This is a genomic window from Microbacterium sp. ANT_H45B (assembly GCF_008369345.1).
GTDB lineage: Bacteria > Actinomycetota > Actinomycetes > Actinomycetales > Microbacteriaceae > Microbacterium.
The window spans coordinates 62,600-87,075 of the sequence record NZ_VOBK01000002.1; the positions used below are offsets into that span (position 1 = coordinate 62,600).

At 68.1% G+C, this 24,476-nt stretch carries 23 protein-coding genes; 22 read left to right on the forward strand and 1 reads right to left on the reverse strand.

Annotated features, from left to right (window positions below; translation table 11 throughout):
* Positions 1–28 precede the first annotated feature (28 nt).
* Entirely contained in the window at positions 29–433 is a 405-nt protein-coding gene (locus FQ142_RS06600; RefSeq protein ID WP_350537778.1) for an Rv2175c family DNA-binding protein, read from the forward strand.
* Between the two features lie 46 nt (positions 434–479).
* On the opposite strand, the gene FQ142_RS06605 is transcribed toward FQ142_RS06600, so the two are convergent.
* Positions 480–1,580, reverse strand: a complete 1,101-nt coding sequence (locus tag FQ142_RS06605; RefSeq protein ID WP_149422733.1) for a polyprenyl synthetase family protein — start codon at positions 1,578–1,580, stop codon at positions 480–482.
* A gap of 84 nt (positions 1,581–1,664) precedes the next feature.
* Here FQ142_RS06605 and FQ142_RS06610 point away from each other — a divergent pair, with 84 nt between their 5' ends.
* The 21 genes from FQ142_RS06610 (at position 1,665) to dnaE (ending at position 24,366) form a co-directional block, all read left to right on the forward strand.
* Positions 1,665–2,036, forward strand: a complete 372-nt coding sequence (locus FQ142_RS06610) for a DUF3040 domain-containing protein (RefSeq protein ID WP_149422734.1) — start codon at positions 1,665–1,667, stop codon at positions 2,034–2,036.
* A 261-nt stretch (positions 2,037–2,297) separates the two neighbouring features.
* Positions 2,298–2,729: a division/cell wall cluster transcriptional repressor MraZ gene (gene mraZ, locus FQ142_RS06615; RefSeq protein WP_045253722.1), complete on the forward strand. Its 432-nt coding sequence runs from the start codon at positions 2,298–2,300 to the stop codon at positions 2,727–2,729.
* 114 nt (positions 2,730–2,843) lie between these two features.
* The gene (gene rsmH / locus FQ142_RS06620) at positions 2,844–3,782 is read left to right on the forward strand and encodes a 16S rRNA (cytosine(1402)-N(4))-methyltransferase RsmH (RefSeq protein WP_056418588.1); all 939 of its coding nucleotides are present in this window, start codon (positions 2,844–2,846) and stop codon (positions 3,780–3,782) included.
* Positions 3,779–4,354, forward strand: coding sequence for a hypothetical protein (locus FQ142_RS06625; RefSeq protein WP_149422735.1), 576 nt, complete (start codon positions 3,779–3,781; stop codon positions 4,352–4,354). The genes rsmH and FQ142_RS06625 overlap by 4 nt, the downstream gene beginning before the upstream one ends.
* A 41-nt stretch (positions 4,355–4,395) precedes the next feature.
* Positions 4,396–6,177, forward strand: coding sequence for a peptidoglycan D,D-transpeptidase FtsI family protein (locus FQ142_RS06630; protein ID WP_149422736.1), 1,782 nt, complete (start codon positions 4,396–4,398; stop codon positions 6,175–6,177).
* Positions 6,178–6,205: 28 nt separating this feature from the next.
* Positions 6,206–7,618 carry a UDP-N-acetylmuramoyl-tripeptide--D-alanyl-D-alanine ligase gene (locus FQ142_RS06635; protein WP_149422737.1) on the forward strand — a complete coding sequence of 471 codons (1,413 nt, stop codon included), beginning with the start codon at positions 6,206–6,208 and terminating at the stop codon, positions 7,616–7,618.
* Complete coding sequence (gene mraY, locus FQ142_RS06640) at positions 7,615–8,727, forward strand: phospho-N-acetylmuramoyl-pentapeptide-transferase (protein WP_045253727.1); 1,113 nt, start codon at positions 7,615–7,617, stop codon at positions 8,725–8,727. The genes FQ142_RS06635 and mraY overlap by 4 nt, the downstream gene beginning before the upstream one ends.
* Positions 8,717–10,255 carry a UDP-N-acetylmuramoyl-L-alanine--D-glutamate ligase gene (gene murD / locus FQ142_RS06645; protein WP_149422738.1) on the forward strand — a complete coding sequence of 513 codons (1,539 nt, stop codon included), beginning with the start codon at positions 8,717–8,719 and terminating at the stop codon, positions 10,253–10,255. Before mraY ends, murD begins: the two co-directional genes overlap by 11 nt.
* Positions 10,224–11,462: a putative lipid II flippase FtsW gene (gene ftsW, locus FQ142_RS06650; protein ID WP_149422739.1), complete on the forward strand. Its 1,239-nt coding sequence runs from the start codon at positions 10,224–10,226 to the stop codon at positions 11,460–11,462. The genes murD and ftsW overlap by 32 nt, the downstream gene beginning before the upstream one ends.
* Positions 11,459–12,535, forward strand: coding sequence for a UDP-N-acetylglucosamine--N-acetylmuramyl-(pentapeptide) pyrophosphoryl-undecaprenol N-acetylglucosamine transferase (locus tag FQ142_RS06655; protein WP_149422740.1), 1,077 nt, complete (start codon positions 11,459–11,461; stop codon positions 12,533–12,535). The genes ftsW and FQ142_RS06655 overlap by 4 nt, the downstream gene beginning before the upstream one ends.
* Positions 12,536–12,597: 62 nt before the next feature.
* On the forward strand, positions 12,598–13,995 hold the full coding sequence (murC, locus tag FQ142_RS06660; protein WP_149422741.1) for a UDP-N-acetylmuramate--L-alanine ligase: 1,398 nt from the start codon (positions 12,598–12,600) through the stop codon (positions 13,993–13,995).
* 141 nt (positions 13,996–14,136) lie between these two features.
* Complete coding sequence (locus FQ142_RS06665) at positions 14,137–14,946, forward strand: FtsQ-type POTRA domain-containing protein (RefSeq protein WP_262492083.1); 810 nt, start codon at positions 14,137–14,139, stop codon at positions 14,944–14,946.
* A gap of 175 nt (positions 14,947–15,121) precedes the next feature.
* Entirely contained in the window at positions 15,122–16,273 is a 1,152-nt protein-coding gene (gene ftsZ, locus FQ142_RS06670; protein WP_149422743.1) for a cell division protein FtsZ, read from the forward strand.
* The gene (locus FQ142_RS06675) at positions 16,270–16,974 is read left to right on the forward strand and encodes a YggS family pyridoxal phosphate-dependent enzyme (protein ID WP_149422744.1); all 705 of its coding nucleotides are present in this window, start codon (positions 16,270–16,272) and stop codon (positions 16,972–16,974) included. Before ftsZ ends, FQ142_RS06675 begins: the two co-directional genes overlap by 4 nt.
* Before the next feature lie 43 nt (positions 16,975–17,017).
* Positions 17,018–17,497, forward strand: a complete 480-nt coding sequence (locus FQ142_RS06680; RefSeq protein ID WP_056418549.1) for a cell division protein SepF — start codon at positions 17,018–17,020, stop codon at positions 17,495–17,497.
* Between the two features lie 3 nt (positions 17,498–17,500).
* Positions 17,501–17,800, forward strand: a complete 300-nt coding sequence (locus tag FQ142_RS06685) for a YggT family protein (RefSeq protein WP_230109549.1) — start codon at positions 17,501–17,503, stop codon at positions 17,798–17,800.
* A gap of 154 nt (positions 17,801–17,954) precedes the next feature.
* The gene (locus FQ142_RS06690; protein WP_149422745.1) at positions 17,955–18,557 is read left to right on the forward strand and encodes a DivIVA domain-containing protein; all 603 of its coding nucleotides are present in this window, start codon (positions 17,955–17,957) and stop codon (positions 18,555–18,557) included.
* Positions 18,558–18,566: 9 nt separating this feature from the next.
* A complete protein-coding gene (gene lspA / locus FQ142_RS06695) occupies positions 18,567–19,214 on the forward strand; it encodes a signal peptidase II (RefSeq protein ID WP_253386330.1) in 648 nt (215 codons plus the stop codon).
* 2 nt (positions 19,215–19,216) lie between these two features.
* On the forward strand, positions 19,217–20,137 hold the full coding sequence (locus tag FQ142_RS06700) for an RluA family pseudouridine synthase (protein WP_056418543.1): 921 nt from the start codon (positions 19,217–19,219) through the stop codon (positions 20,135–20,137).
* 79 nt (positions 20,138–20,216) lie between these two features.
* Positions 20,217–20,837, forward strand: coding sequence for a GNAT family N-acetyltransferase (locus FQ142_RS06705; RefSeq protein ID WP_149422746.1), 621 nt, complete (start codon positions 20,217–20,219; stop codon positions 20,835–20,837).
* Positions 20,838–20,847: 10 nt separating this feature from the next.
* Entirely contained in the window at positions 20,848–24,366 is a 3,519-nt protein-coding gene (dnaE, locus tag FQ142_RS06710; protein ID WP_149422747.1) for a DNA polymerase III subunit alpha, read from the forward strand.
* The last annotated feature ends 110 nt before the right edge of the window (positions 24,367–24,476 follow it).

Consider the following 24,476-nt stretch of genomic DNA (forward strand, 5'->3'; position numbering starts at 1 on the left):
AGATAGTTGCATCGTGTCTGTGCCTGAAGTGAACCCGTCTGAGAATCGTCCCGAGAACCCGGAGCCCGCGACGGCATCCGCGCACCTCGCGGATGCGTCTGCACCCACCCCCACCGAGTGGCTGACGATGCCCGACCTCGTCGATGTCCTCGACGAGGCCCTCGGTCGTGTCCGCCGGCTGATCGACGAGCACTACCTCGTGGGCTCGCGCCGCACGGGCGTCTTCGCGGTCCCGTCCGTGTTCATCGTCGACGGCAGCCCGCTGCCGTCGTTGCGCGGCACGATCATCGTGCTGCAGGATGCGGGCTTCTCCGACGACGAGGTCATCGACTGGCTGCTCGCACCCGAGGAGGAGCTGGGCCGTTCGCCGATCGACGCTCTCCTCGCCGGGCACAAGAGCTCGGTCCGTCGGATCGCTCGCACCCTCGCCTGACCCTGACCGCCGGGAGCCGGTGCGGCTCCGAACCGCCGGCGTCCTGTCAGGCCGTCCGGACGGTCGCCGCGCGCGCCAGATCCCGCAGCTCTCCGAGCGCAGCGCCGTCGAGGCGTGCGTCGGAGAGCGCCCCGTCGGCCTCTTCGGCGTAGTCCCCGATCATCCGCTCCACCTGATCGAGTGCGCCGGAGCCCGAGATGGTGTCCTGCAGGAACGCGATCTGCTCGGTCGTGAGGTCGGGGTCCCCGAGCATCTCATCGAACAGATCGCGTGTCGCGGTGTCGAGGGTCTGCCGCGTGAGCGCGACCAGCACGGTGCGCTTGCCCTCGCGCAGGTCATCGCCCGCGGGCTTTCCCGTGACGGCGGCGTCGCCGTATACGCCGAGCAGGTCGTCTCGGAGCTGGAAGGCCATTCCGACGGGGTGCCCGAAGCGCCGCAGCGCGTCGAGCTGATCCGCATCGCCCGCGGCGATCGCCGCGCCGAGCACGAGAGGCTGCTCGATGCTGTAGCGCGCGGACTTGAGAGAGACCACGCGCAGCGCCCGAGCGAGATGCGACTCGGTGGCGTGCACACTCCACGCGGACTCCTCCGCGATGTCGAGGAATTGCCCGACGGTGACATCGCGACGCATGCGCGCATACTCGTGACGGACCGCCGCCGCATGGGGCAGCGGGGCCACGGCATCCTCGAGAAGATCGTCGCTCCATGCCACCAGGAGGTCGCCGAGCAGGATCGCCGAGGATCGGCCGAACGCCGCCGCGTCGCCGCGCCACCCCGCATCGCGGTGCGTGCCCTCGAGCGCGCGGTGCGCCGCGGGGCGACCGCGGCGGGTGTCGGAGTTGTCGATCAGGTCGTCGTGCACGAGGGCGGCGGACTGGAAGATCTCCAGAGCGGCACAGACGTCCCAGAGCACATCCGTCGGCGCGGCGTCCCGGTCTGCGACGCGGGCGACGGCCTGCCAACCGGCGTGGCAGAAGCGGGCCCGGAGTCGTTTGCCCCCCACGAGCGTGTCGGCGGCCGAGTCGATGAGACCGGCCGCGTCGGGGCCGTAGTCGCTCGACTCGCTCCGCATCCGCTCCAGGAAGAGATGCAGGCGTGCGGCGACGGCGTCGGGGACGAGTGTGGGGGACGGCACGACTCCCAGCATACGTAAAGCGAACAGGGCGCCAACTGCTAGCCCGGAGCCGCATACCGCGCGTAGAATGAACAGACGATACCCGAGGGGGACGAAATGCCACTCTCCGAACAGGAGCAGCGTCTGCTCGACGAGATGGAACGCCATCTCCTCCACAACGACGCAGACGTCGTCAGTGCGCCGTCAGGTGACCGAGCACTCAGCTACCGCAATCTGGTCTACGGAGCATTGCTGCTCCTCGCCGGTGTCGGCGGGTTGATCGTCGGAGTCGTCCTCGGAGACGTCTGGGGCGTCGTGGTCGGCGTCGTCGGATTCGCCGCGATGCTCGGCGGCGTGATGTTCGCCGTCACCCCGGTGCGCAGGCCCCTGTCGTCGGTGCCTCAGGAGCGTGCCGCCAAGCAGCACAGCTCCGCGTCCTTCATGGACCGGATGAACGATCGATGGGACCGCCGCCAAGACGGCCGCTGACTCTCCCCACACACTTCCTCGACGAAGGCCCGGATGCTCTGAGCATCCGGGCCTTCGTCGTGTCTGCGCGGGGCGCGCGCCCGCGTCGTCTCCGTCCTCCACCTCCCTCCACCCGCCGCGATCCCTGTGATACCGCGGAATACCGCGGGTTGGGGTTCTAATCGGAGTGCCCGGGCGCCGATTCGTCGTAGGTTTGTGGAGGAAAGTGGAGTAAAGTGGGGCGCACCTCGAGTTGGCCGGACGGAGAGGGGGTGATGGCCGATGTTGCTGGGCACGCACTCGCCGAAGCTGGACGACAAAGGAAGGGTCATCCTTCCCGCGAAGTTCCGCGAAGACCTCGGTGGCGGCATCGTCGTCACCAGGGGGCAGGAACGCTGCCTCTACGTCTTCAGCACGGCCGAGTTCGAGACCATGCACGAGCGGATCCGTCAGGCGCCGCTCGCGAACAAGCAGGCGCGCGACTTCATGCGTCTGTTCCTCTCCGGTGCGAGTGCGGAGATGCCCGACAGCCAGAACCGCATCACCATCCCCGCTCACCTCCGTCAGTACGCGGGGTTGCAGAAGGAGCTCGTCGTCACCGGAGTCGGCGCACATGCCGAGATCTGGGATGCCGAGAGCTGGAACGCCTACCTCGCCGCCGGTGAGGAGACCTACTCCGATCTCGAGCAGGAGGTGATCCCGGGACTCTTCTGACCACGGCCGTGATGCCCCGCCGCTCCCGCCCCGACACACTTCCCCGGTGCCGGGTCGAGAAGCGGAGGGGGATCAGGGCCTTGGACTCCACCACAGGGTCACCCGAGAAAGATCATGAACCTCCGCGACATCCACACCCCCGTACTGCTCGACCGCTGTGTCGAGCTGCTCGCTCCGGCCCTGCAGGCCGACGGAGCGGTGCTCGTCGATGCCACGCTGGGCATGGGCGGCCACTCCGAGGCGCTGCTCGAGCGCTTCCCGCACATCCGCCTCGTCGGTCTCGACCGCGACACCGATGCCCTCCGCATTGCGGGGGAGAGGCTCGCACGCTTCGCCGACCGGGTCACGCTGGTGCACACGGTCTACGACGAGATCGGACTGCATGCGCAGGGGGCCGCCGGCATCCTCTTCGACCTCGGCGTCTCATCGCTGCAGCTGGACGAAGCGGAACGCGGCTTCGCGTATTCCAAGGATGCTCCGCTGGACATGCGGATGGATCAGACCAAGGGCATCACCGCAGCCGAGGTCATCGCGACCTACAACGAGGGCAACCTCCGCCGCATCTTCGAACGCTACGGCGAGGAGAAGCTCGCCGGACGGTACGCGCGGTTCATCATCGCCGCCCGCGAGAAGCAGCCGATCACCCGTTCCGGTGAACTCGTCGAGATCCTCATCGCCGCGACGCCCGCCGCCGCGCAGCGCGCGGGACACCCGGCGAAGCGCGTCTTCCAGGCACTGCGCATCGAGGTGAACGCCGAGCTCAACGTGCTCGCCGACGCGATCCCGGCCGCGATGGACGCCCTGGCGCCGAGCGGACGCATCGTGGTCATGTCGTACCAGTCCCTCGAAGACAGGCTCGTCAAGCAGGCGTTCGCCGCCGGTGCGGCATCCACCGCCCCGCGCGGCCTCCCGGTCGAGCTTCCGGAGCACGCGCCACGATTCCGCATCATCACCCGGGGCGCGGAACTCGCCGACGACGACGAGCGCGCACGCAATCCTCGGGCGATCCCGGTGCGCCTGCGCGCCGCCGAGAAGGTGCGGGAGAACTCATGAGCCTGAACGCCGCCGTCCGTCCGAACCGGCCCGCACCCGAGGCTCCCGCCCGTACTCCCCGCCGCACACTGCAGCCCGTCACCGGGACGCCGCAGCGTCGCCGCCCGAAGCTCGCCTACGCGCTGCTGGCCGTCGGGGGAGCGCTCGCGATCGGTGCGGCCCAGATAGGGCTCTCGCTCGCGATCACCCAGGATTCGTTCACGCTCGCCGGACTCACCTCGCAGCAGCACGAGCTCGACCTGCGCACCGATGCGCTGCAGGAGGACCTCACCGGGATGAGCTCCCCGCAGTCGCTCGCGACGAGCGCCGCGGCGCTGGGCATGGTGGTGGCGGGTTCGCCTGCGTACCTGAGACTGAGCGACGGCGCGGTGTTCGGGCAGGGGACCGGCGCGGCCGGCGCGTCGACGATCGATCCGACCGGCGCGGGCGCGGTGGGCAACGCACTCCTCAACGACGTCCCGGTCAACGCATCGACAGCGGACGATGACACTCCGGACGCACCGTCGGGGCAGTCGATGCAGGAGCTCCCGCCGGCCATCACCGATGGCCTCCCGAGCCCGAGCACACGATAGCCACGACCCCACCGACCACCCCGAGCTGACGGAGAGCATCCATGACGACACGAGCCACCCGGACGCCTCGGCGACGCACGGTCGTCGCTCTGGCGGTGATCCTCGCGGTCCTCGGGGCGTTCGTCGTCCGACTCGTGGACATCCAGGTGGTCAAGGCCGACGAGCACGTCGCCCAGTCGATGGAGTACATCGCGCACGGCACGGCCATCCCCGGTCAACGCGGATCGATCGTGGACGCCGACGGCTCGGTGCTCGCCGAGAGCGTGCTGGTGTACGACGCGCAGCTCAGCCCGCAGGTCATCCGCCTGCTGGAAGAGGACGAAAAGAACCCGCCGGCGCTGCCCTGGGCGGAGGCGTCCACGCGTATCGCGGAGATCATGGGCCTGGACGCCGACAAGCTCCGCGCCGACGTCGCGGCGGTGCTCGCGGACAACCCCGACTCGCAGTACTTCCCGCTCGTGAAGGGGCTGAGCACCGAGAAGTACATCCAGCTGCGCGACCTCAAGATCTCTTCCTACCTCCAGATGAAGCCTCGCGAGGTCAGGGTCTACCCGAACGGCGCCGTGGCCGGGAACCTCCTGGGCTTCCTCGACGGCACGAGCACCGCTCAGGCCGGCGTCGAGAAGATGGACGAGAAGTGCCTGGCTCCGACCGACGGCGAGGAGTCGTACCGCACCGGCAAGAACGGCGTGGTCATCCCGGGCAGCGAGAGCAGGACAGACGCGGTCGACGGCGGCTCGGTGCAGCTGACCATCAACAGCGACCTGCAGTGGTACATGCAGCAGATGATCGCCGAAGAGGCGCAGACCCAGGGCGCCAAGGGCGGCACCGTCACGGTGGTCGAGGTGGGGACCGGCAAGATCCGCGCCGCGGCCGAATGGCCCACCATGGACCCCAACGACCTCAACGCCTCGTCGCCCGACACCTGGGGCAGCAAGCTCTTCACCTACCCGTTCGAGCCGGGCTCGACGTTCAAGCCGGTCACCGCCGCGGCGATCATGGAGAACGCCGGCGTCACGATGACGACCCCCACGGTGTCGGCGTCGTCGCACGAGAAGTTCGAGAACGGTGCCGTCATCAACGACGCCTTCGTGCACCCGACCTTCCAGTACACGCTCGCGGGCGCCCTCATCGACTCGTCGAACGTGGCGCTGTCGAAATTCGGCACCATGGTCAGCCCCGACGTGCGCCACGACTACCTCGAGCGCTTCGGCGTCGGGACCAAGACGATCGGCTTCCCCGACGAGACGAGCGGGTTGCTGCATCCCACCAGCGAATGGGACAACCAGTCGCTGTACACGACGACCTTCGGTCAGTACTTCACGGTGACGGCTCCGCAGCTCGCGGGTGCCTACCAGGCGATCGCGAACGGCGGCGAGAAGATCGGTCTCTCCCTCATCGAGTCCTGCACAACGCCCGACGGCACCGTCGTCACGCCCGACGCCCCCGCGCACGAGCAGATCATCAAGACCCAGACGGCAGCGGACATCACCCGGATGCTCGAGAACGTCGCCGTCCAGGGCGGCAACGCCGAACGCATCCAGGTCCCCGGCTACCGCGTGACCAGCAAGACCGGTACCGCACAGATCCCCGACGGCAACGGCGGCTACAAGTCGGGCGTCTACTACACGAGCATGGTGGGCTTCGCCCCCGTCGACGACCCCCAGTACGTCGTCGTGGTCACACTCGACGAGCCGACTAGAATTACATCGTCTGCCGCCACCGCATCGGCCTTCCAGAAGGCGATGACCCAGACCATGAAGACCTACCGCGTGATGCCGTCCTCCACTCCGATGGACGCACCGCTCCCGAAGTTCGAATAGCCGGCGCCCCGCCGCGCCTGGAGACGTCATGATCGCCCTGTCGCTTGCTGAGATCGCCACCGTCCTCGGGGGTGATCTCCGTCTCGCGGGTCCCGCGACCGCCGAGACCATCGTCGACGGGATCGTCGACACCGATTCCCGAGAGATGGGTCCCGGCTCGATCTTCGTCGCGAAGCCCGGTGCCGAGACCGACGGGCACCGGTTCGTCGGCGCAGCGCGCGAGGCGGGCGCGGCTCTCGCGATCGTCGAGCACGTGGTCGACGAGGACATCCCGCAGATCGTGGTCCCCGACGCCGTGACCGCCCTCGCGGATCTGGCCCGTGAGGTCGTCGCTCGCGTCCGCGCCGCCGGGGACCTCAGGATCGTGGGCATCACGGGCTCGAACGGCAAGACCACGACGAAGAACTTCCTCGCCCGCATCCTCTCCGACGAGGGCGAGACCGTCGCTCCCATCAAGTCGTACAACAACGAGGTGGGCGCGCCGGTGACGATGCTGCGCGTCACCCACGGCACCCGGTTCCTCGTCAGCGAGTTCGGGGCGGATGCTCCCGGCAGCATCGCACGACTGGCAGGCCTCGTGCATCCCGATGTCGCGGTGGTCCTCATGGTGGGCATGGCCCACGCCGGAGGGTTCGGCGGCATCGAGGCGACGGCGAAGGCCAAGTCCGAGCTCGTCTCGGCGGCCACCTCTTCTGGCACCGCCGTGCTGAACGTGGACGACTTTCGAGTCGCCGCCATGAGCGACCTGGCGACGTCCCGGGGGATGTCGGTCGTCGGCTTCGGGCAGAGCGATGCCGCAGACGTCCGCGCGCACGATGTCGAGGTGACCGCCTCCGGCACGATGTGCGTGGTGGAGGCGGGGGGAGAGCGGATCCCGCTGCGACTCCAGGTGCTCGGTGCACACCACGTGGGCAACGCGCTCGCGGCGATCGCCGCCGCTCGGGTACTCGGGGTCTCGACCGCCGACGCCGTCGCGCGCCTCGAGACCGTCGAGATCGCCGAGCGCTGGCGGATGCAGCCGCTCGGCAACGACCGGGTGCGCATCATCAACGACGCGTACAACGCGAGCCCCGACTCGATGGCGGCAGCGCTGCGCACCCTCGCGCAGATCACCGGCCAGGACGAGCGCACCGTCGCCGTCCTCGGCGCCATGAGCGAGCTCGGCGAGACCGCGGGCGAGGAGCACGACCGGATCGGGCTGCTCGCCGTGCGCCTCAACATCCAGCGCATCGTGGTCGTCGGGCCGGAGGCGCGCCGACTGTTCATCTCCGCGATCAGCGAGGGGTCCTGGGACAGCGAAGCCGTCTTCTTCCCCGACCAGGACGCGGCGTTCGAGTACCTGCGCACGGAGCTGCGTGACGGCGATCGCGTCCTCGTGAAGTCCTCCAACTCCGTGGGCCTGCGGCATCTCGGCGATCGTCTGGGAGAATTGTTCTCGTGAGGTCTCTCATCATGGCGGCCGCGATATCGCTCGCCTTCACCCTGTTCCTGACTCCCGTCTTCCTCCGGCTCTTCCGCAAGTGGGGTTGGGGGCAGGTCATCCGCACCCCCGAAGCGATCGAGAACCCGAGCCACGAGGCCAAACGCGGCACGCCCACGATGGGCGGTGTCATCTTCATCCTCGGCACGATGGTCGGCTACTTCACCGCGACGTACGTCGGCGGCGGCACCCCCGCGCTCTCCGCGCTGCTCGTGCTGTGGCTCATGGTCGGCTTCGGCGCCGTCGGCTTCATCGACGACTACATGAAGGTGCACAGCCAGCGCAGCCTCGGTCTGTCGGGGTGGCGCAAGATCATCGGTCAGCTCGTCGTGATCATCCCGTTCGGCATCGTCGCCCTGAACTTCCCCAACTCGTTCGATCAGACCCCCGCATCCGGATCGATCTCGCTGTTCCGCGACATCCCGTGGCTGAACCTGTTCGCCTTCGCGGCGATCCTCGGATGGGTGCTCTACCTGCTGTGGATCGCGATCATCGGTGTCGCGACGTCCAACAGCGTGAATCTGACGGACGGTCTCGACGGTCTCGCGGCCGGTGCCGGGGTCATCGTCGTCGGCGCCTACAGCCTGATCGCCTTCTGGCAGTTCAAGCAGTCGTGTGTGGGGGAGGGCGTCGAGAAGGCGGCGTTCAGCGGATGCTACGAGGTCCGCGACCCCTTCAGCCTCGCGATCATCGCGGCGTCGGTCGCCTCGAGCCTGATCGGGTTCCTGTGGTGGAACGCACCCAAGGCGAAGGTCTTCATGGGCGATGTCGGATCGATGGCGATCGGCGGCGTGATCACCGCGATGGCGATCCTCACCCGCACCGAGCTGCTGCTCTTCATCATCGCCGGCGTGTTCGTCATGGCCTCGGGGTCGGTCATCCTGCAGCGCGGCTACTTCAAGATCACTCGCGGAAAGCGACTGTTCCTGATGAGCCCCTTCCACCATCATCTCGAGATGCGCGGATGGTCCGAAGTGACCATCGTGGTGCGCATGTGGATCATCGCCGGTCTCCTGGCCGTGTCGGCGGTCGGTCTGTTCTATGTGGAATGGCTGACCCGTGTCGACTGACGCCAGGCTCGCGACGCTGACCAGCTGGCACGCCGACTGGTCCGGCCTGCGTGTTGCCGTGCTCGGCCTGTCGATGACGGGCTTCTCGGTCGCCGACACCCTGACCGAGCTCGGCGCCGACGTGCTCGTGCTCAGCGAGTCCGCGGAAGAGGAGTACGCCCGGCTGCTTCCGGTGATCGGGGCCCGCCTGGAGCTCGGTCCGCTGGCGACGGTGCCCGCCGCCCTGAGCGGATTCGATCCCGAGGTGATCATCGCCTCTCCCGGGTTCTCGCCCGCACATCCCGTGATCCGCTGGGCGCAGGAGTCCGGCATCGCCCTGTGGGGCGACGTCGAACTCGCCTGGCGTGTGCGCGACAAGGTGCGGCGAGCGGACGGCTCGTCCGCGGATTGGGTGCTGATCACCGGCACGAACGGCAAGACGACGACCACTCAGCTCACCGCGTCGCTGCTCGTCGAGGGCGGGCTGCGCGCCGCCCCCTGCGGCAACATCGGAGTGCCTATCCTCGATGCGGTGCGAGACCCCGAGGGCTTCGACGTGCTGGTGGTCGAGCTGTCCAGCCATCAGCTCTGGTATCTCGGCCGGTCGAGCGCCGAGGGTGAGCTGTACCCGCACGCGTCCGTGTGTCTCAACCTCGCGGACGATCATCTCGTGTGGCACGGCAGCGCCGATGCCTACCGCGATGCGAAGGCGATCGTGTACCGGAACACCCGCGTCGCGTGCGTCTACAACAAGGCAGATCCGGCGACCCGCACCATGGTCGAGCAGGCCGAGGTGGTCGAGGGGGCGCGTGCCGTCGGGTTCGACCTCGGGATCCCCGGTCCCAGCGACCTCGGCGTGGTGGAGGGGCTGCTCGTCGACAGGGCGTTCCTCGACGACAGGGCGCGCAGCGCGCTCGAGCTCACCACCGTCGCCGATCTGGAGCGGGTCGGTCTCGCGGCTCCGCACATCGTGCAGAACATCCTGGCCGCAAGCGCGCTCGCCCGGTCGCTGGGAGTCGAGCCGGAGGCGATCCACGCCGCTCTGCAGTCCTTCCGCCTCGACGAGCACCGCATCCAGGTCATCGCGCGCCATGCGGGCATCACCTGGGTGGACGACTCGAAGGCGACCAACCCGCATGCCGCGGCCTCGTCGCTGCGCGCATACCCGGGAGCGATCTGGGTCGTCGGCGGCGACCTCAAGGGCGTCGACATCGGCGAGCTCGTCGCGTCGGTCGGTGCGACGGCCAGGGCGGCGGTCGTGATCGGCGTCGAGCGCGGATCGGTGGTCGCGGCATTCGAGCGACACGCGCCGACGGTCCCGGTGTTCGAGGTGGATGCTGGCGAGACTGATCACGTCATGAATCGCGTCGTGGAGATCGCCGCGGGGATCGTCGAGGGTGAGGGCACAGTCCTGCTGGCCCCCGCAGCGGCATCCTTCGACCAGTTCTCAGGCTACGCGGATCGCGGACACCGCTTCGCCGAGGCGGTGCGGGACTGGATAGACCGGGGGAACGCCGATGACTCAGGTCGCACGCCCCCCACGGTCTGAGTCCGGAGGCGGGGGATCGAACGGTCTCGCCGCTCGCGTCTCGCTCGGCCGGAGGTTCACCCCGGTCTCCACCGAGTTCCTCATGATCGCGTCGGCCGCGCTGATGCTGACGATCTTCGGACTCGTGATGGTGCTCTCGGCGACCAGCGCCACCGCGGTCGCCAGCGGCGAGAATCCGATGGACGGCGCCCTGCGCCAGGGCATCTTCGCCGTCCTCGGCGTCCCGCTCATGTTCCTGATCTCGCGACTGCCGATCGCCTTCCTGAAGAAGATGGCGTGGCCTGCGCTCTTCGGTGCGGTCGCCCTCCAGCTGCTCGTGTTCACACCGCTCGGCATCGAGGACGGCGGAAACCGCAACTGGATCAAGGTCGCGGGGTTCACCCTGCAGCCGTCGGAGTTCCTCAAGCTCGCCCTCGCCCTGTGGATCGGCTTCGTGCTGATGCGCAAGCACACCATGCTCGGCACCTGGCACCAGGTCTTCATCCCGGTCGTCCCCGTCGGGGCGCTCGCGATCGGCACGGTCATCGCGGGCAAGGACCTCGGCACGGCGATGGTGCTCGTGATCATCCTGCTCGGGTGCCTGTTCTTCTCCGGCGTGAAACTGCGGCTGTTCATCCTGCCCGTACTCCTCGGAGTCGTGTCGGTGATCGCTCTCGCCATCACCAGCCCCGACCGGATGCGGCGCATCACCGCGACCTGTTCCGACATGTCGGCCTACACGGGGGACTGCTACCAGTCGATCCACGGCATCTGGGGCATGGCCTCGGGCGGGATCTTCGGCGTCGGTCTGGGCAACTCGCAGGAGAAGTACGGGTGGCTGCCCGCCGCGGGGAACGACTTCATCTTCGCGATCGTCGGCGAGGAGCTCGGTCTGATCGGATGCATCGTCGTGCTCGCGCTCTTCACGCTGTTCACGGTCGGCGCCTTCCACATCATCCGCAAGACGTCCGACCCGTTCATCCGCGTCGCCGCCGGCGGGATCACGGTCTGGATCACGGGTCAGGCCGTGTTCAACATCGGCGTCGTGATCGGGCTGTTCCCGGTCATGGGCGTTCCGCTGCCGTTCATGTCGCAGGGCGGCACCGCGCTGCTCGCCGTGCTCATCGCCTGCGGAGTGCTGCTCTCCTTCGCCCGCACCATCCCCGCCGTCGAGGCTCAGGCTCCTCTGCGGAACGCATCAGTGGGGCGGGGTAGGGTCGCACGGTGACCTCGTACCTTCTCGCCGGCGGTGGCACCGCCGGTCACGTCAACCCCCTGCTCGCCGTCGCCGACGGACTGCGGGCCAGGGATGCCGACGCCGATGTGCTCGTGCTCGGCACCGCCGAGGGCCTCGAGTCCCGGCTCGTCCCCGCCCGCGGCTATGAGCTGTTGATCGTTGACAAGGTGCCCTTCCCGCGCCGTCCGAACCGGCAGGCGACATCTTTCCCCGCCCGATTCCGCCGCGCGATCGCTCAGGTCCGCGACCACATCCGGGCCCACGACGTGGATGTCGTGGTGGGCTTCGGTGGCTACGCCGCCGCTCCGGCTTACGTCGCGGCCCGTCGCGAGGGCGTGCCCTTCGTCGTGCACGAGGCGAACGCCAAGCCGGGACTGGCCAACGTCCTCGGCGCGCGAGGGGCCGCGGCCACCGGAGTCGCCTTCGGCGGCACCCGTCTGCGCGGCAGCGAGGTGGTGGGCATGCCTCTGCGCCGTGAGGTCATCGAGCTCGATCGCGCGGCAGCCCGCGACGAGGCGGCGGTGCACTTCGGACTCGATGCGTCCCGTCCTGTGCTGCTGGTCTTCGGCGGTTCGCTCGGCGCCCAGCGGCTCAACGACGCGCTCGCGGATTCGTGGGGAGACATCCTCGCCACCGGCTGGCAGCTGCTCCACGTCACGGGGGAGCGCAGCGACCTCGTCGACCCCGAGGTGCCCGGATACGCGTTGCGGCGCTACGTGGATCGGATGGATCTCGCGTTCGCCCTCGCCGACCTGATCGTCTCGCGCTCCGGCGCCGCCACCGTCAGCGAGATCAGCGCGCTGGGCATCCCCGCCCTGTACGTGCCGTACTCGGTGGGCAACGGCGAGCAGCGGCTCAACGCCGCGTCGGCCGTCGCCGTCGGAGCGGCACGCCTGCTCGACGACGCGTCGTTCGACGGCGATGCCGTGCGCCGCATCGTGATCCCCGTCCTGAACGATCCGGCGCGGATCGCGGAGATGGCGGCGGCCGCCGAGAAGGTCGGGACGCGCAGCGGCACCGAGAACGTGATCGCCCTCGTGGATCGCGCACTCGGCGTCTCCTGACCGTGCCTCCGGCGGCGTCGCGCCGCCGAAACGTCCCTACCGAAAAGTAGACTGAATCCGACATGATCAGACCTGACCTCTCCCTCCCGATCCCCGAGTCGATCTCCTCCGCCCACTTCATCGGCATCGGTGGTTCCGGCATGAGCGGCCTCGCCAGGATGTTCCTGGACGCGGGCATCCGGGTGTCCGGGAGCGACCGCGCCGACAGCGACAATCTGCGCGCCCTCGCGGCCGCCGGGGCGGTCGTCCATGTGGGGCACGACGCGGCTCACCTCGGCGATGCGGACACCGTGGTGCACACCGGCGCGATCTGGCCCGAGAACCCGGAGTTCGTCACGGCGAAGGAGCGCGGCCTGCACGTGATCCACCGTTCGCAGGCACTGCACTGGCTCATCGGTTCGCGCCGACTGGTCTCGGTCGCAGGCGCGCACGGCAAGACCACGTCGACCGGCATGATCGTGACGGCTCTGCAGGCACTCGGCGCGGATCCGAACTTCGTCAACGGCGGCGTCATCGAGCAGCTGGGCATCTCCAGTGCGACGGGCACGGGGGAGCTGTTCGTGATCGAGGCCGACGAGTCCGACGGCACCTTCCTGCTCTACGACACGGCCGTGGCACTCATCACCAACGTCGACCCCGACCACCTCGACCACTACGGTTCCGACGAGGCGTTCCACGATGCGTTCGTCCGCTTCGCCGATGCCGCGACCGAGGCCGTCGTCATCTCCAGCGACGACCCGGGGGCATTGCGGGTCGGGGCAGGGTTGTCGCATCCGCACGTCCTCACCTTCGGACAGGCGGAGGATGCCGACGTGCGCGTCACCGACATCGTGGCAGCGGGGCCCGTCTCCGCGACGATCAGTCGCGGCGACGAGAGCGTCCGTCTGCAGCTGGCCGTGCCGGGAGTGCACAACGCGATCAACGCGGCGGGTGCCATCACGGTCCTCCTCTCCGTCGGCTTCGGGCTCGCCGAGTCCGCGCGTGCCGTCGAAGGCTTCGCCGGCACGGTGCGTCGTCTCGAGCAGCACGGCGTCGAACGCGGTGTGACGGTCTACGACGACTACTCGCATCACCCGACCGAGGTGCGCGCGGCGCTCGAGGCCATGCGCTCCCTCGCAGGCGCCGGTCGCATCATCGCGATCCAGCAGCCGCACACCTATTCGCGCACGCAGCACATGTTCCAGGAGTTCGCCGACGTGCTCGAGGCCCACGCCGATCACACGGTGATGCTCGACGTCTACGGTGCGCGGGAGGATCCGGTCCCCGGCGTCACGGGCGAGCTGGTGAGTGGCGCATTCCGCGACCCCGCGCACGTGCACTACGTGGCGGACTGGCAGCAGGCGGCCGACTACGCGGCATCCGTCGCGCGTGAGGGCGACTTCGTCGTGACTCTCGGCTGCGGCAACGTCTACCAGATCATCCCGCAGGTGCTCGAGTCGCTGCGCACCACCGAGGCCTAGCCGATGCGGCGTCCACCTGCGCTCCCCACCCCGCCCGCGGGGGCCGCAGACGGCGGCAGCGCGTCGCGACGCCGTGGCGCGGGTCGGGCATCTCGTGCGCAGGGCGACGACCCCCCCACACACACCGGTGCGGATCAGCCCGTGGGCTCGCAGGCCGACGGTGCGGACGAGACCCTGCAGCAGGCGTCGGATCGTCCGACGTCCACGCGTGACGTGTGGCGCGCGGCCCGAGCGCGCCGCAAGGCGCTGAGAGCCGAGATCCGGCGATTCACGCAGCGGTCGCGTCGTCGCCGCATCATCTGGCTGAGCACCGTCGGCGCGATCGCCGTGGTGGTGGGCGGCACGGTGATCGCGGCGTACAGCCCGCTCTTCGCGGTCGAGAAGGTCACGGTCGTCGGCGCCTCGACCCTCGATCCTGCCGCGGTCGAGACCGCTCTGGCGGGGCAGGTGGGCACGCCTCTGGCGCTCGTCGACTCGAGCGAGGTGAAGGCGGCCCTGCTGGGCTTCCCGCTGATAGAGACCTACGCGCTCGAAGCGAAGCCTCCGCATGACCTGACGGTGAGGATCGTCGAGCGGACCCCCGTCGGCGTCATCCGCTCGGATGCGGGGTACACGCTGGTCGATGCGGCGGGCGTCGCGCTCTCCACGACCTCGGATCAGCCGGAGGGGCAGCCCCTGCTCGACATCGAGGGCGGCACGGATTCGGACGCGTTCGAGAGCGCCGGACTCGTCATACGCTCGGTCCCGACGGATCTGCGTGCCGCGCTCACCGGAGTCAGAGCGACGACGGCCGACGACGTGACGCTCACGCTGAACACCGGACTGACCGTCGTGTGGGGGAGCTCGGAGAACTCACCGATGAAGAGCGAGGTCCTCTCGAAGACGTTGATCGGCAATCCCGGGGCGTCCTCCATCGACGTCACGTCGCCGCACGCCGTCGTCGTCGGCTGACTTTCGGCGTCAAACGGGCGACACGCCCGTGTCGCTGCGTGCGCGCGTGTGCATCGCGCTTACCTTCGAACAAGAGAAACCAATACCGGGAAATACTTTACACCTCTAGTTGAGGTTTAAGGTTCAAGCCCTGGATTCTCACCCATAGACAGGCTCGACTACTCGGAGGCCGGCCATGAGCCAGAACCAGAACTACCTCGCCGTCATCAAGGTCGTCGGCGTCGGCGGTGGCGGCGTCAACGCCGTCAACCGCATGATCGACCTCGGTCTTCGCGGAGTCGAGTTCATCGCCGTGAACACCGACGCCCAGGCGCTGCTCATGAGCGACGCCGACGTCAAGCTCGACGTCGGTCGCGAGCTCACCCGTGGTCTCGGCGCAGGAGCCGACCCCGAGGTGGGGCGCCGCGCCGCGGAAGACCACGCGGAAGAGATCGAGCAGGCGCTCACGGGAGCCGACATGGTCTTCGTGACCGCGGGCGAGGGAGGCGGAACCGGAACCGGTGGAGCTCCCGTCGTCGCACGCATCGCGAAGTCGATCGGCGCGCTGACCATCGGCGTCGTCACCAAGCCGTTCTCGTTCGAGGGCCGTCGCCGTCAGAGCCAGGCCGAGGCCGGCGTGGTGAAGCTCAAGGAAGAGGTCGACACCCTCATCGTGGTGCCGAACGACCGTCTCCTCGAGATCAGCGACCGCGGCATCTCGATGATCGAGGCCTTCGCCACGGCCGACCAGGTGCTCCTCGCGGGTGTCCAGGGCATCACCGACCTCATCACGACGCCGGGTCTGATCAACCTCGACTTCGCGGACGTCAAGTCCGTCATGCAGGGTGCGGGATCCGCACTCATGGGAATCGGATCCGCCCGCGGCGCCGACCGGGCGATCAAGGCCGCAGAGCTGGCCGTCGAGTCGCCGCTCCTCGAGGCGAGCATCGAGGGAGCGCACGGCGTGCTGCTCTCGATCCAGGGCGGATCGAACCTCGGCATCTTCGAGATCCACGACGCCGCTGACCTCGTCAAGGAGGCAGCGCACCCCGAGGCGAACATCATCTTCGGTACCGTCATCGACGACACGCTCGGCGATGAGGTGCGCGTCACCGTGATCGCCGCCGGCTTCGACAGCGGCGAGCCGTCGCTCCGCCTCGACCCGATGGTCGTCACGCGTCCCGCCGCCGCGAGCGCGCTGCCCGAGGTGACGCTGTCGAAGGACGAAGAGAGTACGCCCGCCGCAGAGCCTGCCGCACCGGAGCGCGTGCAGCAGCGCGTCGCGACGACCAGCATCGAGCCGGCCTTCGCCGACGACGACATCGACATCCCCGAATTCCTGAAGTGACGGACGGCCCCGGCCAGAGCCGTTCGGCTCTGGCCGCGCGGCTGTCGGCGATCGACGAACGGATCGCCGACGCCGCGCGCCGCGCGGACCGCGACCCCTCGGAGATCACCCGGATCGTCGTGACCAAGTTCCACCCCGCGTCCCTAGTGCGCGACCTGCACGCGCTGGGGGTCCGCGAGGTGGGGGAGAACCGTCAGCAGGAGCTCACCTCGAAGGTCTCCGAGGTGGACGACCTGGATGTCCGCTGGCACTTCATCGGGCAGGCGCAGACCAACAAGGCGTCGGCGATCCGTCGGAGCGCGGATGCCGTGCACTCGCTCGATCGGGCGAAGCTGGCGGACGCCCTGCACCGGGTGGCCGAGGGTGACGAGCCGCTCGACGTGCTTATCCAGGTGAACCTCACGAAGGACGAAGGGCGCGGCGGGATCGAGCCCGCCGACGCGTCGACCCTCGCCGAGCACATCCTGTCGTTGTCCTCGCTGCGGCTGCGCGGCGTGATGGCCGTCGCTCCGCTCGACGAGGAGCCGGCATCCGCCTTCTCCCGGCTGCGGCTGGTGGCCGATCAGGTGCGCCTGCTCGAGCCGTCCGCGACCTGGATCTCGGCCGGGATGACCGGCGATTTCGTCGAGGCCATCGATGCGGGCGCGACACACCTGCGGATCGGCTCCGCAATCACGGGCCCCCGCCCCGACCGGGGTTAACCTGTGAACAGACCAACCCGACTCGTTCGAACCGGAGGACACGATGGGTAACCCGCTGAAGAAGACCATGGTGTATCTCGGCCTCGCCGATGAGGAAGAGGTCTACGAAGAGCCGGCTCCCGCCCGCGCCCAGCGCGAGCGTGACCGCGACCGTGACCGTGATCGGGAAGAGCCCGCGCCGGCCCCCGTCACCCCGCTGCGGCGCCCCGTCGCCGTGCGTCAGCCCGCAGGAGGGGCAGTGAACGAGATCCTCACCGTGCACCCGAAGCAGTACCGCGATGCGCAGCTCATCGCCGAGAGCTTCCGCGAGGGTGTCCCGGTCATCATCAACCTCTCTCAGATGAGCGACGCAGACGCTCGCCGTCTGATCGACTTCGCGTCCGGGCTCTCGCTCGGCCTCTACGGCCGTATCGAGCGGGTCACCTCGAAGGTGTTCCTGCTCTCTCCGGAGAACATCTCGGTGTCCGGCCACGGGGGAATCGCGCACGCAGACGCTGAGTCTGCGGGCTTCGACCAGTCGTAGACCGTGGGGATCGTCGTCTCCATCATCGCCAGCATCGTCCATCTGGCGCTTCTGCTGTATCTGATCGTGCTGTTCGCTCGACTCATCCTCAGCTACATCCCGCTGTTCAATCGGGAATGGCGGCCCAAGGGTGCAGGCCTCATCGCGGCCGAGCTCGTGTACACCGTCACCGACCCGCCCGTGCGGTTCTTCCAGCGAATCATCCCGCCCCTCCGGATCGGCGGGATCTCTCTGGACTTCGGTTTCTCGATCACCATCCTGATCGTCCTGATCCTGATGAGCATCGTGCGGAACTTCATCTGACAGCCCGGAGATTTCGCCGAGCCCGAGTGTCGTGTCGTCGCGGCTGACAGGCACGGGGGCTATGCTTGGCTCCCAGGTGCGCGCCCCGGGTTCGCGCCACATCTCGACCATGCCATCATCAATACTGGCAACCGAACTCATCGAAGGAGCCACCATGGCACTTACCCCGGATGACGTCGTCACCAAGCAGTTCCAGCACGTCCGTTTCAAGGACGGCTTCGACCCCGACGAGGTCGACGACTTCCTCGACGAGATCGTCATCGAGTGGCGCAAGGCCCTCGAGGAGAACGCCGAGCTCAAGGCCAAGCTGGCAGCATTCGAGTCCGGTGACGCTCCTGTCGCCGCCGCGGCTCCTGCTCCCGTCGCCGAGACCCCTGCTCCTGTCGCCGCCGAGGCTCCCGCCCCGGCCGAGCCGACGCCTTCCGGCTCGGCGACCGCCACGGCCGGGATCATCGAGCTCGCACAGCGTCTGCACGACGAGCACGTCGCTGAGGGTGAAGCCAAGCGCGACCAGCTCATCGCCGACGCCGAGGGCGAGGTGAACCGCATCCGCACCGAGGCCGAGGCCAAGCAGCGCGAGGAGTCGGCACGCCTGGAGCGCGAGCGCAACACGCTCGAGGCCCGCATCACCGAGCTCCGCAACTTCGAGCGCGACTACCGCTCGCAGCTGCGCGGATACATCGAGGGCCAGCTCCGCGACCTCGACGAGAAGTCGGGATCCACGGACTCGACTCCGGTCTCCGCGATCGGACTGTAGGTCGTCCTTTTGCCAGGACGCCCCGCCCTTCGTCGGTCGGCGGCCGGCGCGATCGTTGCGATTCTCGCAGCGCTCGTGCTGGCCGCCGATCAGTTTGTGAAGTACCTCACCACCGAGAACCTGCCGCTGCAGGAGCCGGTCCCCGTGCTGGGCGAGTTCCTTCAGCTGTACTACGTCCGCAACCCCGGTGCCGCCTTCTCGCTCGGGTCCGACGTCACATGGATCTTCACGATTGCACTCGCGGTCGTCGCCTGCGTGATCGTGTGGAAGGCCACAGGCCTCCGCTCCCGGCTCTGGGCCGTCGTGCTCGGCTGCCTCCTCGGCGGTGTGCTGGGTAACCTGACCGATCGCCTGTTCCGCGATCCCGGTTTCCCGATGGGTCATGTGGTCGACATGATCTCCATGCCCTGGATGATGCCGGCGATCTTCAACGTGGCCGACATCTTCATCGTCACCGGCATGATCTCCGTGGCGCTGCTCGTGGTGTTCGGGCTGCGGTTCGATGGCACCCGCGACCGCGATCACGTCGCCGTCGAGACCGATGAAGAGGCCGAGGCCGCCGCTGTCGACGCCGATGCGGAGTCCTCCTCCGCCGAGGCTGGTTCCTCACGCCTCGACGGTACGACGCCGGGTGCGCCCGCGTCGGACGGACGCTGAGCGTGGAGTCCCGCTCTCTCCCCGTTCCCGACGGACTGGAGGGAACGCGCGTCGACGCCGCCTTGGCCAAGATGCTCGGGTTCTCCCGCACGTTCGCAGCGGACGTCGCCGCAGCCGGAGGCGTGCGCCTCGACGGTGTCACGCTCGACAAGTCGGATCGCCTTCGCGGCGGTGGCTGGCTCGAGGTCGAATGGCAGCCGAAGGAGGAGCCGCGCATCATCCCGATCGCGGTCCCCGAGCTGGGCATCGTGTACGACGACGACGACATCGTGGTGGTCGACAAGCCGACCGGCGTCGCCGCTCATCCGTCCCTCGGCTGGGAGGGCCCCACGGTGGTGGGTGCGCTGGCCGCGGCGGGGTTCCGTGTGGCGACGAGCGGCGCGCCTGAACGACAGGGTGTCGTGCACCGACTCGATGTCGGCACGAGCGGGCTCATGGTCGTCGCCAAGAGCGAATCCGCGTACACCGCGCTGAAGCATGCCTTCAAGGAGCGCACGGTCGAGAAGATCTACCACGCGGTCGTGCAGGGGCACCCCGATCCCTTGACGGGGACGATCGAGGCACCGATCGGACGGCATCCGAACCACTCATGGAAGTTCGCGGTGACGCCGGACGGCAAGCCGTCGGTCACCCATTACGAGACGCTCGAGGCGTTCCCGGGAGCGTCTCTGCTGGAGATCCACCTGGAGACGGGGCGCACGCATCAGATCCGCGTGCACATGGCCGCGCTCCGGCATCCGTGCGTCGGCGACCCTCTCTACGGCGCGGACCCGACGATGTCGGCACGGCTCGGCCTCACCCGGCAGTGGCTGCACGCGCACAAGCTCGGGTTCTCGCACCCCGCCACGGGGGAGTGGGTGCAGTTCGAGTCGGCTTACCCTGCGGATTTCGAGCATGCGTTGGAGATCCTGCGCGGCGAATAGCCCGTTCCGAGTCGTCCATCCCCGTCGGGAACCGATCGAGATGCTCGACGATGTCCGTGGGGTGCATCAGACTCTCGGCATGAGCATCGAGGTGCGATCGGCGACCGAGTTCGACGACGTGGCCCTTCTCGTGGGGCCGAAGAAGCCGACGTCGAACGTGTGTTTCTGCCTGAGCTATCGGATCGGCAGCAAAGAGAACAACGAGCTGCGAGGCTCCCAGCGCGCGGATCGCGTGCGGGAGCTCTGCCAGCAGGACCCGCCTCCCGGCGTGATCGTCTACCTCGACGACGAACCTGTCGGGTGGGCGGCGGTTCATCCCCGCCGGGATACCACGTTCGCGAGGAACAGGCTCATCCCGCACATCGACGACCTCGACGTGTGGTCGCTCTGGTGCGTGCGGGTGCGTCCGGGGCACCGCAGGCAGGGCATATCGCACGCGCTGATCGAGGGGGCCGTCGCGCACGCGAAGAGGCTGGGCGCACCGGCGATCGAGGGCTATCCCGTCGACAACCGTGGCGTGAAGGTGAACCTCACGATGGCGTATGTCGGGACGAGGGCGCTGTTCGAGGCGGCGGGATTCACCAAGGCGACCGACACGCGATCCACGCTCGACGGCTTCCCCCGGGTGCTCATGCGCCTCGATCTTCGAGGGGCCGGGGCGACCCCCCGCAGCGGCTCCGATGTCGGGGGTCAGCCGTAGACTCGAAGGCATGGCATCCGACTCCTTCGTCCATCTGCACGTGCACAGCGAGTACTCGATGCTCGACGGGGCGGCGAAGATCGCGGCGATGACTCAGGCCGCCGCGGACTACGAGATGCCGGCCATCGCGGTGACCGATCACGGCAACACCTTCGCCGCATTCGAGTTCTACAAGGCCGCCAACGCGGCCGGGGTCAAACCGATCATCGGTCTCGAGGCCTATGTCACCCCGGGCACCCATCGCAGCGACAAGACCCGAGTGCAGTGGGGCTCGCCGGATCAGAAGAGCGATGACGTCTCGGGCTCCGGCGCGTACACCCACATGACGATGTGGAGCGAGACCACCCAGGGGATGCACAACCTCTTCCGCCTCAGCTCGTTGTCGAGCATGGAGGGCTACTACTTCAAGCCCCGCATGGACCGGGAGCTCCTGCAGACGTACGGCAAAGGGCTGATCGCCACGACCGGCTGCCCCTCGGGCGAGATCCAGACCAGGCTGCGTCTCGGTCAGTACGACGCCGCGCGTGCGGCCGCGGCGGAGTTCCAGGACCTGTTCGGCAAGGAGAACTACTTCGCCGAGATCATGGACCACGGTCTGTCCATCGAGCGTCGGGTGATGACCGACCTCATCCGGCTCGCCAAGGACCTGCAGATCCCGCTGGTCGGCACCAACGACTCCCACTACACCCACCAGCACGAGGCCGGCGCGCACGAGGCGCTGCTCTGCGTCCAGTCCGGCTCGACACTCGACGACCCCAATCGGTTCAAGTTCGACGGCGACGGCTACTACATCAAGACCGCAGCCGAGATGCGTCAGCTGTTCCGCGACCACCCCGAGGCGTGCGACAACACGCTGCTGATCGCCGAACGCTGCGAGGTCGAGTTCAACACGGCGGCGAACTACATGCCGCGCTTCCCCGTGCCGGACGGCGAGACCGAAGACAGCTGGCTCATTAAAGAGGTCGAGGCCGGCCTCCACTACCGGTACCCGAACGGAATCCCCGACAAGGTCCGCACGCAGGCGGAGTACGAGACCGGCATCATCCTGCAGATGGGCTTCCCCGGCTACTTCCTCGTCGTCGCCGACTTCATCAACTGGGCAAAGGACAACGGCATCCGCGTCGGACCGGGTCGAGGCTCCGGCGCCGGCTCGATGGTCGCCTACGCGATGCGGATCACCGACCTCGACCCGCTCGAGCACGGTCTTATCTTCGAGCGGTTCCTCAACCCGGACCGCGTCTCGATGCCCGACTTCGACGTCGACTTCGATGATCGTCGCCGCGGCGAGGTCATCGACTACGTGACGCGCAAGTACGGCTCGGAGCGCGTGGCGCAGATCGTCACCTACGGCACCATCAAGTCGAAGCAGGCCCTCAAGGATGCCGGCCGCGTGCTCGGCTTCCCGTTCAGCATGGGTGAGCGTCTCACCAAGGCCATGCCGCCTCCCGTCATGGGCAAGGACATGGAGCTCGGCGGCATGTTCGATACGGCGCACAAGCGGTACAAAGAGGCGAGCGAGTTCCGCGCCCTGATCGAGACCGACCCCGAGGCGAAGACGGTCTTCGACCGCGCTTTGGGTCTCGAGGGGCTGAAGCGCCAATGGGGCGTCCACGCCGCGGGCGTGATCATGTCGTCCGAGCCGCTGATCGACATCATCCCGATCATGCGCCGCGAGCAGGACGGCCAGATCGTCACGCAGTTCGACTATCCGTCCTGCGAGTCCCTCGGTCTGATCAAGATGGACTTCCTCGGGCTGCGCAACCTCACGATCATCTCGGACGCCCTCGACAACATCCGCACCAACCGCGGCGAAGAGCTCGACCTCGAGAAGCTCGAGCTCGACGACCGCGGAGCCTACGAGCTGCTCGGCCGAGGCGAGTCGCTCGGCGTGTTCCAGCTCGACGGCGGTCCGATGCGGTCCCTCATGAGGCTCATGCGGCCCGACAACTTCGGCGACATCTCGGCGCTCATCGCGCTGTACCGGCCGGGGCCCATGGGCGCGAACTCGCACACGAACTACGCGCTGCGCAAGAACGGCCAGCAACCGATCACTCCGATCCACCCGGAATTCACCGAGTCGCTGGCCGACATCCTCGACGAGTCCTACGGCCTGATCATCTATCAGGAGCAGGTCATGGCCATCGCCCAGCGCGTGGCGGGGTTCTCGCTCGGACAGGCCGACATCCTGCGTCGCGCGATGGGAAAGAAGAAGAAGTCCGAGCTCGACAAGCAGTTCGAGGGCTTCCAGGCCGGCATGCACGCCAACGGATACTCCGACGGCGCTGTGAACGCGATCTGGGAGATCCTGCTGCCGTTCTCCGACTACGCCTTCAACAAAGCGCACTCGGCCGCGTACGGGGTGGTCTCGTACTGGACCGCCTACCTCAAGGCGCACTACCCCGCCGAGTACATGGCGGCGCTGCTCACCAGCGTCGGGGACTCGAAGGACAAGATGGCGCTGTACCTCAACGAGTGCCGACGGATGGGCATCAAGGTGCTTCCCCCAGATGTCTCCGACTCGATCAACTACTTCGCGGCCGTGGGCGACGACATCCGCTTCGGCCTCGGAGCGGTGCGCAACGTCGGCAGCAACGTCGTCGAGGGCATCGTTCAGGCCCGCAAGGGCGAGCGGTTCACCTCGTTCCACCACTTCCTCGAGAAGGTGCCGCTGCACGTCTCGAACAAGCGCACCGTGGAGTCGCTGATCAAGGCCGGTGCGTTCGACTCGCTGGGAGACACGCGCCGCGCGCTGCTCGAAGTGCATGAGGATGCGGTCGAGGCCGCCGTCGACCGCAAACGCAACGAGGCACAGGGAGCGATCGGATTCGACTTCGACAGCCTGTACGACGGCGTCGAAGAGGTCGCACCCGCCAAGGTGCCGCCGCGTCCGGAGTGGATCAAGAAGGACAAGCTCGCCTTCGAGCGCGAGATGCTCGGACTCTACGTCTCGGACCATCCGCTCGCCGGTCTCGAGGTCCCGTTGGCGAAGCACGCGTCGATCTCGATCCACGTCCTCAACAACTCCGACGACGTGCAGGACGGCGACCAGGTCACCGTCGCCGGGCTCGTCACGAGCGTGCAGCATCGCGTCGCGAAGGCCAGCGGGAACCCGTACGGCATGATCACGATCGAGGACTTCAACGGCGAGGTGACGGTCATGTTCATGGGAAAGACCTACACCGAGTTCCAGCACGTCCTGCAGCAGGACTCCATTCTGGCCGTGCGCGGTCGGGTGTCGCGACGTGATGACGGGCTCAACCTGCATGCCCAGTCGGCGTTCGCCCCCGATGTGGGGTCCTTCGATGCAGCGGGCCCGCTGTCGCTCGTGCTCGCAGAACAGCGTGCGACCGAGCGGGTCATGAACGAGCTCGCCGAGGTGCTGCGGCGACACAACGGCGAGACCGAGGTGGTGCTGCGGGTGCACCGCGGGAACACCGCGAAGGTGTTCGAGGTCCCCATGCCGGTCAAGGTGACGGCTGATCTGTTCGGAGATCTGAAGTCCCTCCTCGGACCCACCTGCCTGGGGTGACCGCGGTCCCGTGAGGGGCGTCTTCCGGTGAGGACCTCACGGACGCACCGGGTAGTATCAGGACGCGTTCGGGTGCGGGCGTCAGAAGCTCTGCACCGTGGCGAAAGGAC

What these genes read in the sequence shown, in the direction of transcription:
- FQ142_RS06605 (WP_149422733.1), bottom strand. Translation starts at nt 1,580, where the DNA reads ATGCTGGGAGTCGTGCCGTCCCCCACACTCGTCCCCGACGCCGTCGCC.
- FQ142_RS06610 (WP_149422734.1), top strand. Translation starts at nt 1,665, where the DNA reads ATGCCACTCTCCGAACAGGAGCAGCGTCTGCTCGACGAGATGGAACGC.
- mraZ (WP_045253722.1), top strand. Translation starts at nt 2,298, where the DNA reads ATGTTGCTGGGCACGCACTCGCCGAAGCTGGACGACAAAGGAAGGGTC.
- rsmH (WP_056418588.1), top strand. Translation starts at nt 2,844, where the DNA reads ATGAACCTCCGCGACATCCACACCCCCGTACTGCTCGACCGCTGTGTC.
- FQ142_RS06625 (WP_149422735.1), top strand. Translation starts at nt 3,779, where the DNA reads ATGAGCCTGAACGCCGCCGTCCGTCCGAACCGGCCCGCACCCGAGGCT.
- FQ142_RS06630 (WP_149422736.1), top strand. Translation starts at nt 4,396, where the DNA reads ATGACGACACGAGCCACCCGGACGCCTCGGCGACGCACGGTCGTCGCT.
- FQ142_RS06635 (WP_149422737.1), top strand. Translation starts at nt 6,206, where the DNA reads ATGATCGCCCTGTCGCTTGCTGAGATCGCCACCGTCCTCGGGGGTGAT.
- ftsW (WP_149422739.1), top strand. Translation starts at nt 10,224, where the DNA reads ATGACTCAGGTCGCACGCCCCCCACGGTCTGAGTCCGGAGGCGGGGGA.
- murC (WP_149422741.1), top strand. Translation starts at nt 12,598, where the DNA reads ATGATCAGACCTGACCTCTCCCTCCCGATCCCCGAGTCGATCTCCTCC.
- ftsZ (WP_149422743.1), top strand. Translation starts at nt 15,122, where the DNA reads ATGAGCCAGAACCAGAACTACCTCGCCGTCATCAAGGTCGTCGGCGTC.
- FQ142_RS06680 (WP_056418549.1), top strand. Translation starts at nt 17,018, where the DNA reads ATGGGTAACCCGCTGAAGAAGACCATGGTGTATCTCGGCCTCGCCGAT.
- FQ142_RS06690 (WP_149422745.1), top strand. Translation starts at nt 17,955, where the DNA reads ATGGCACTTACCCCGGATGACGTCGTCACCAAGCAGTTCCAGCACGTC.
- FQ142_RS06705 (WP_149422746.1), top strand. Translation starts at nt 20,217, where the DNA reads ATGAGCATCGAGGTGCGATCGGCGACCGAGTTCGACGACGTGGCCCTT.
- dnaE (WP_149422747.1), top strand. Translation starts at nt 20,848, where the DNA reads ATGGCATCCGACTCCTTCGTCCATCTGCACGTGCACAGCGAGTACTCG.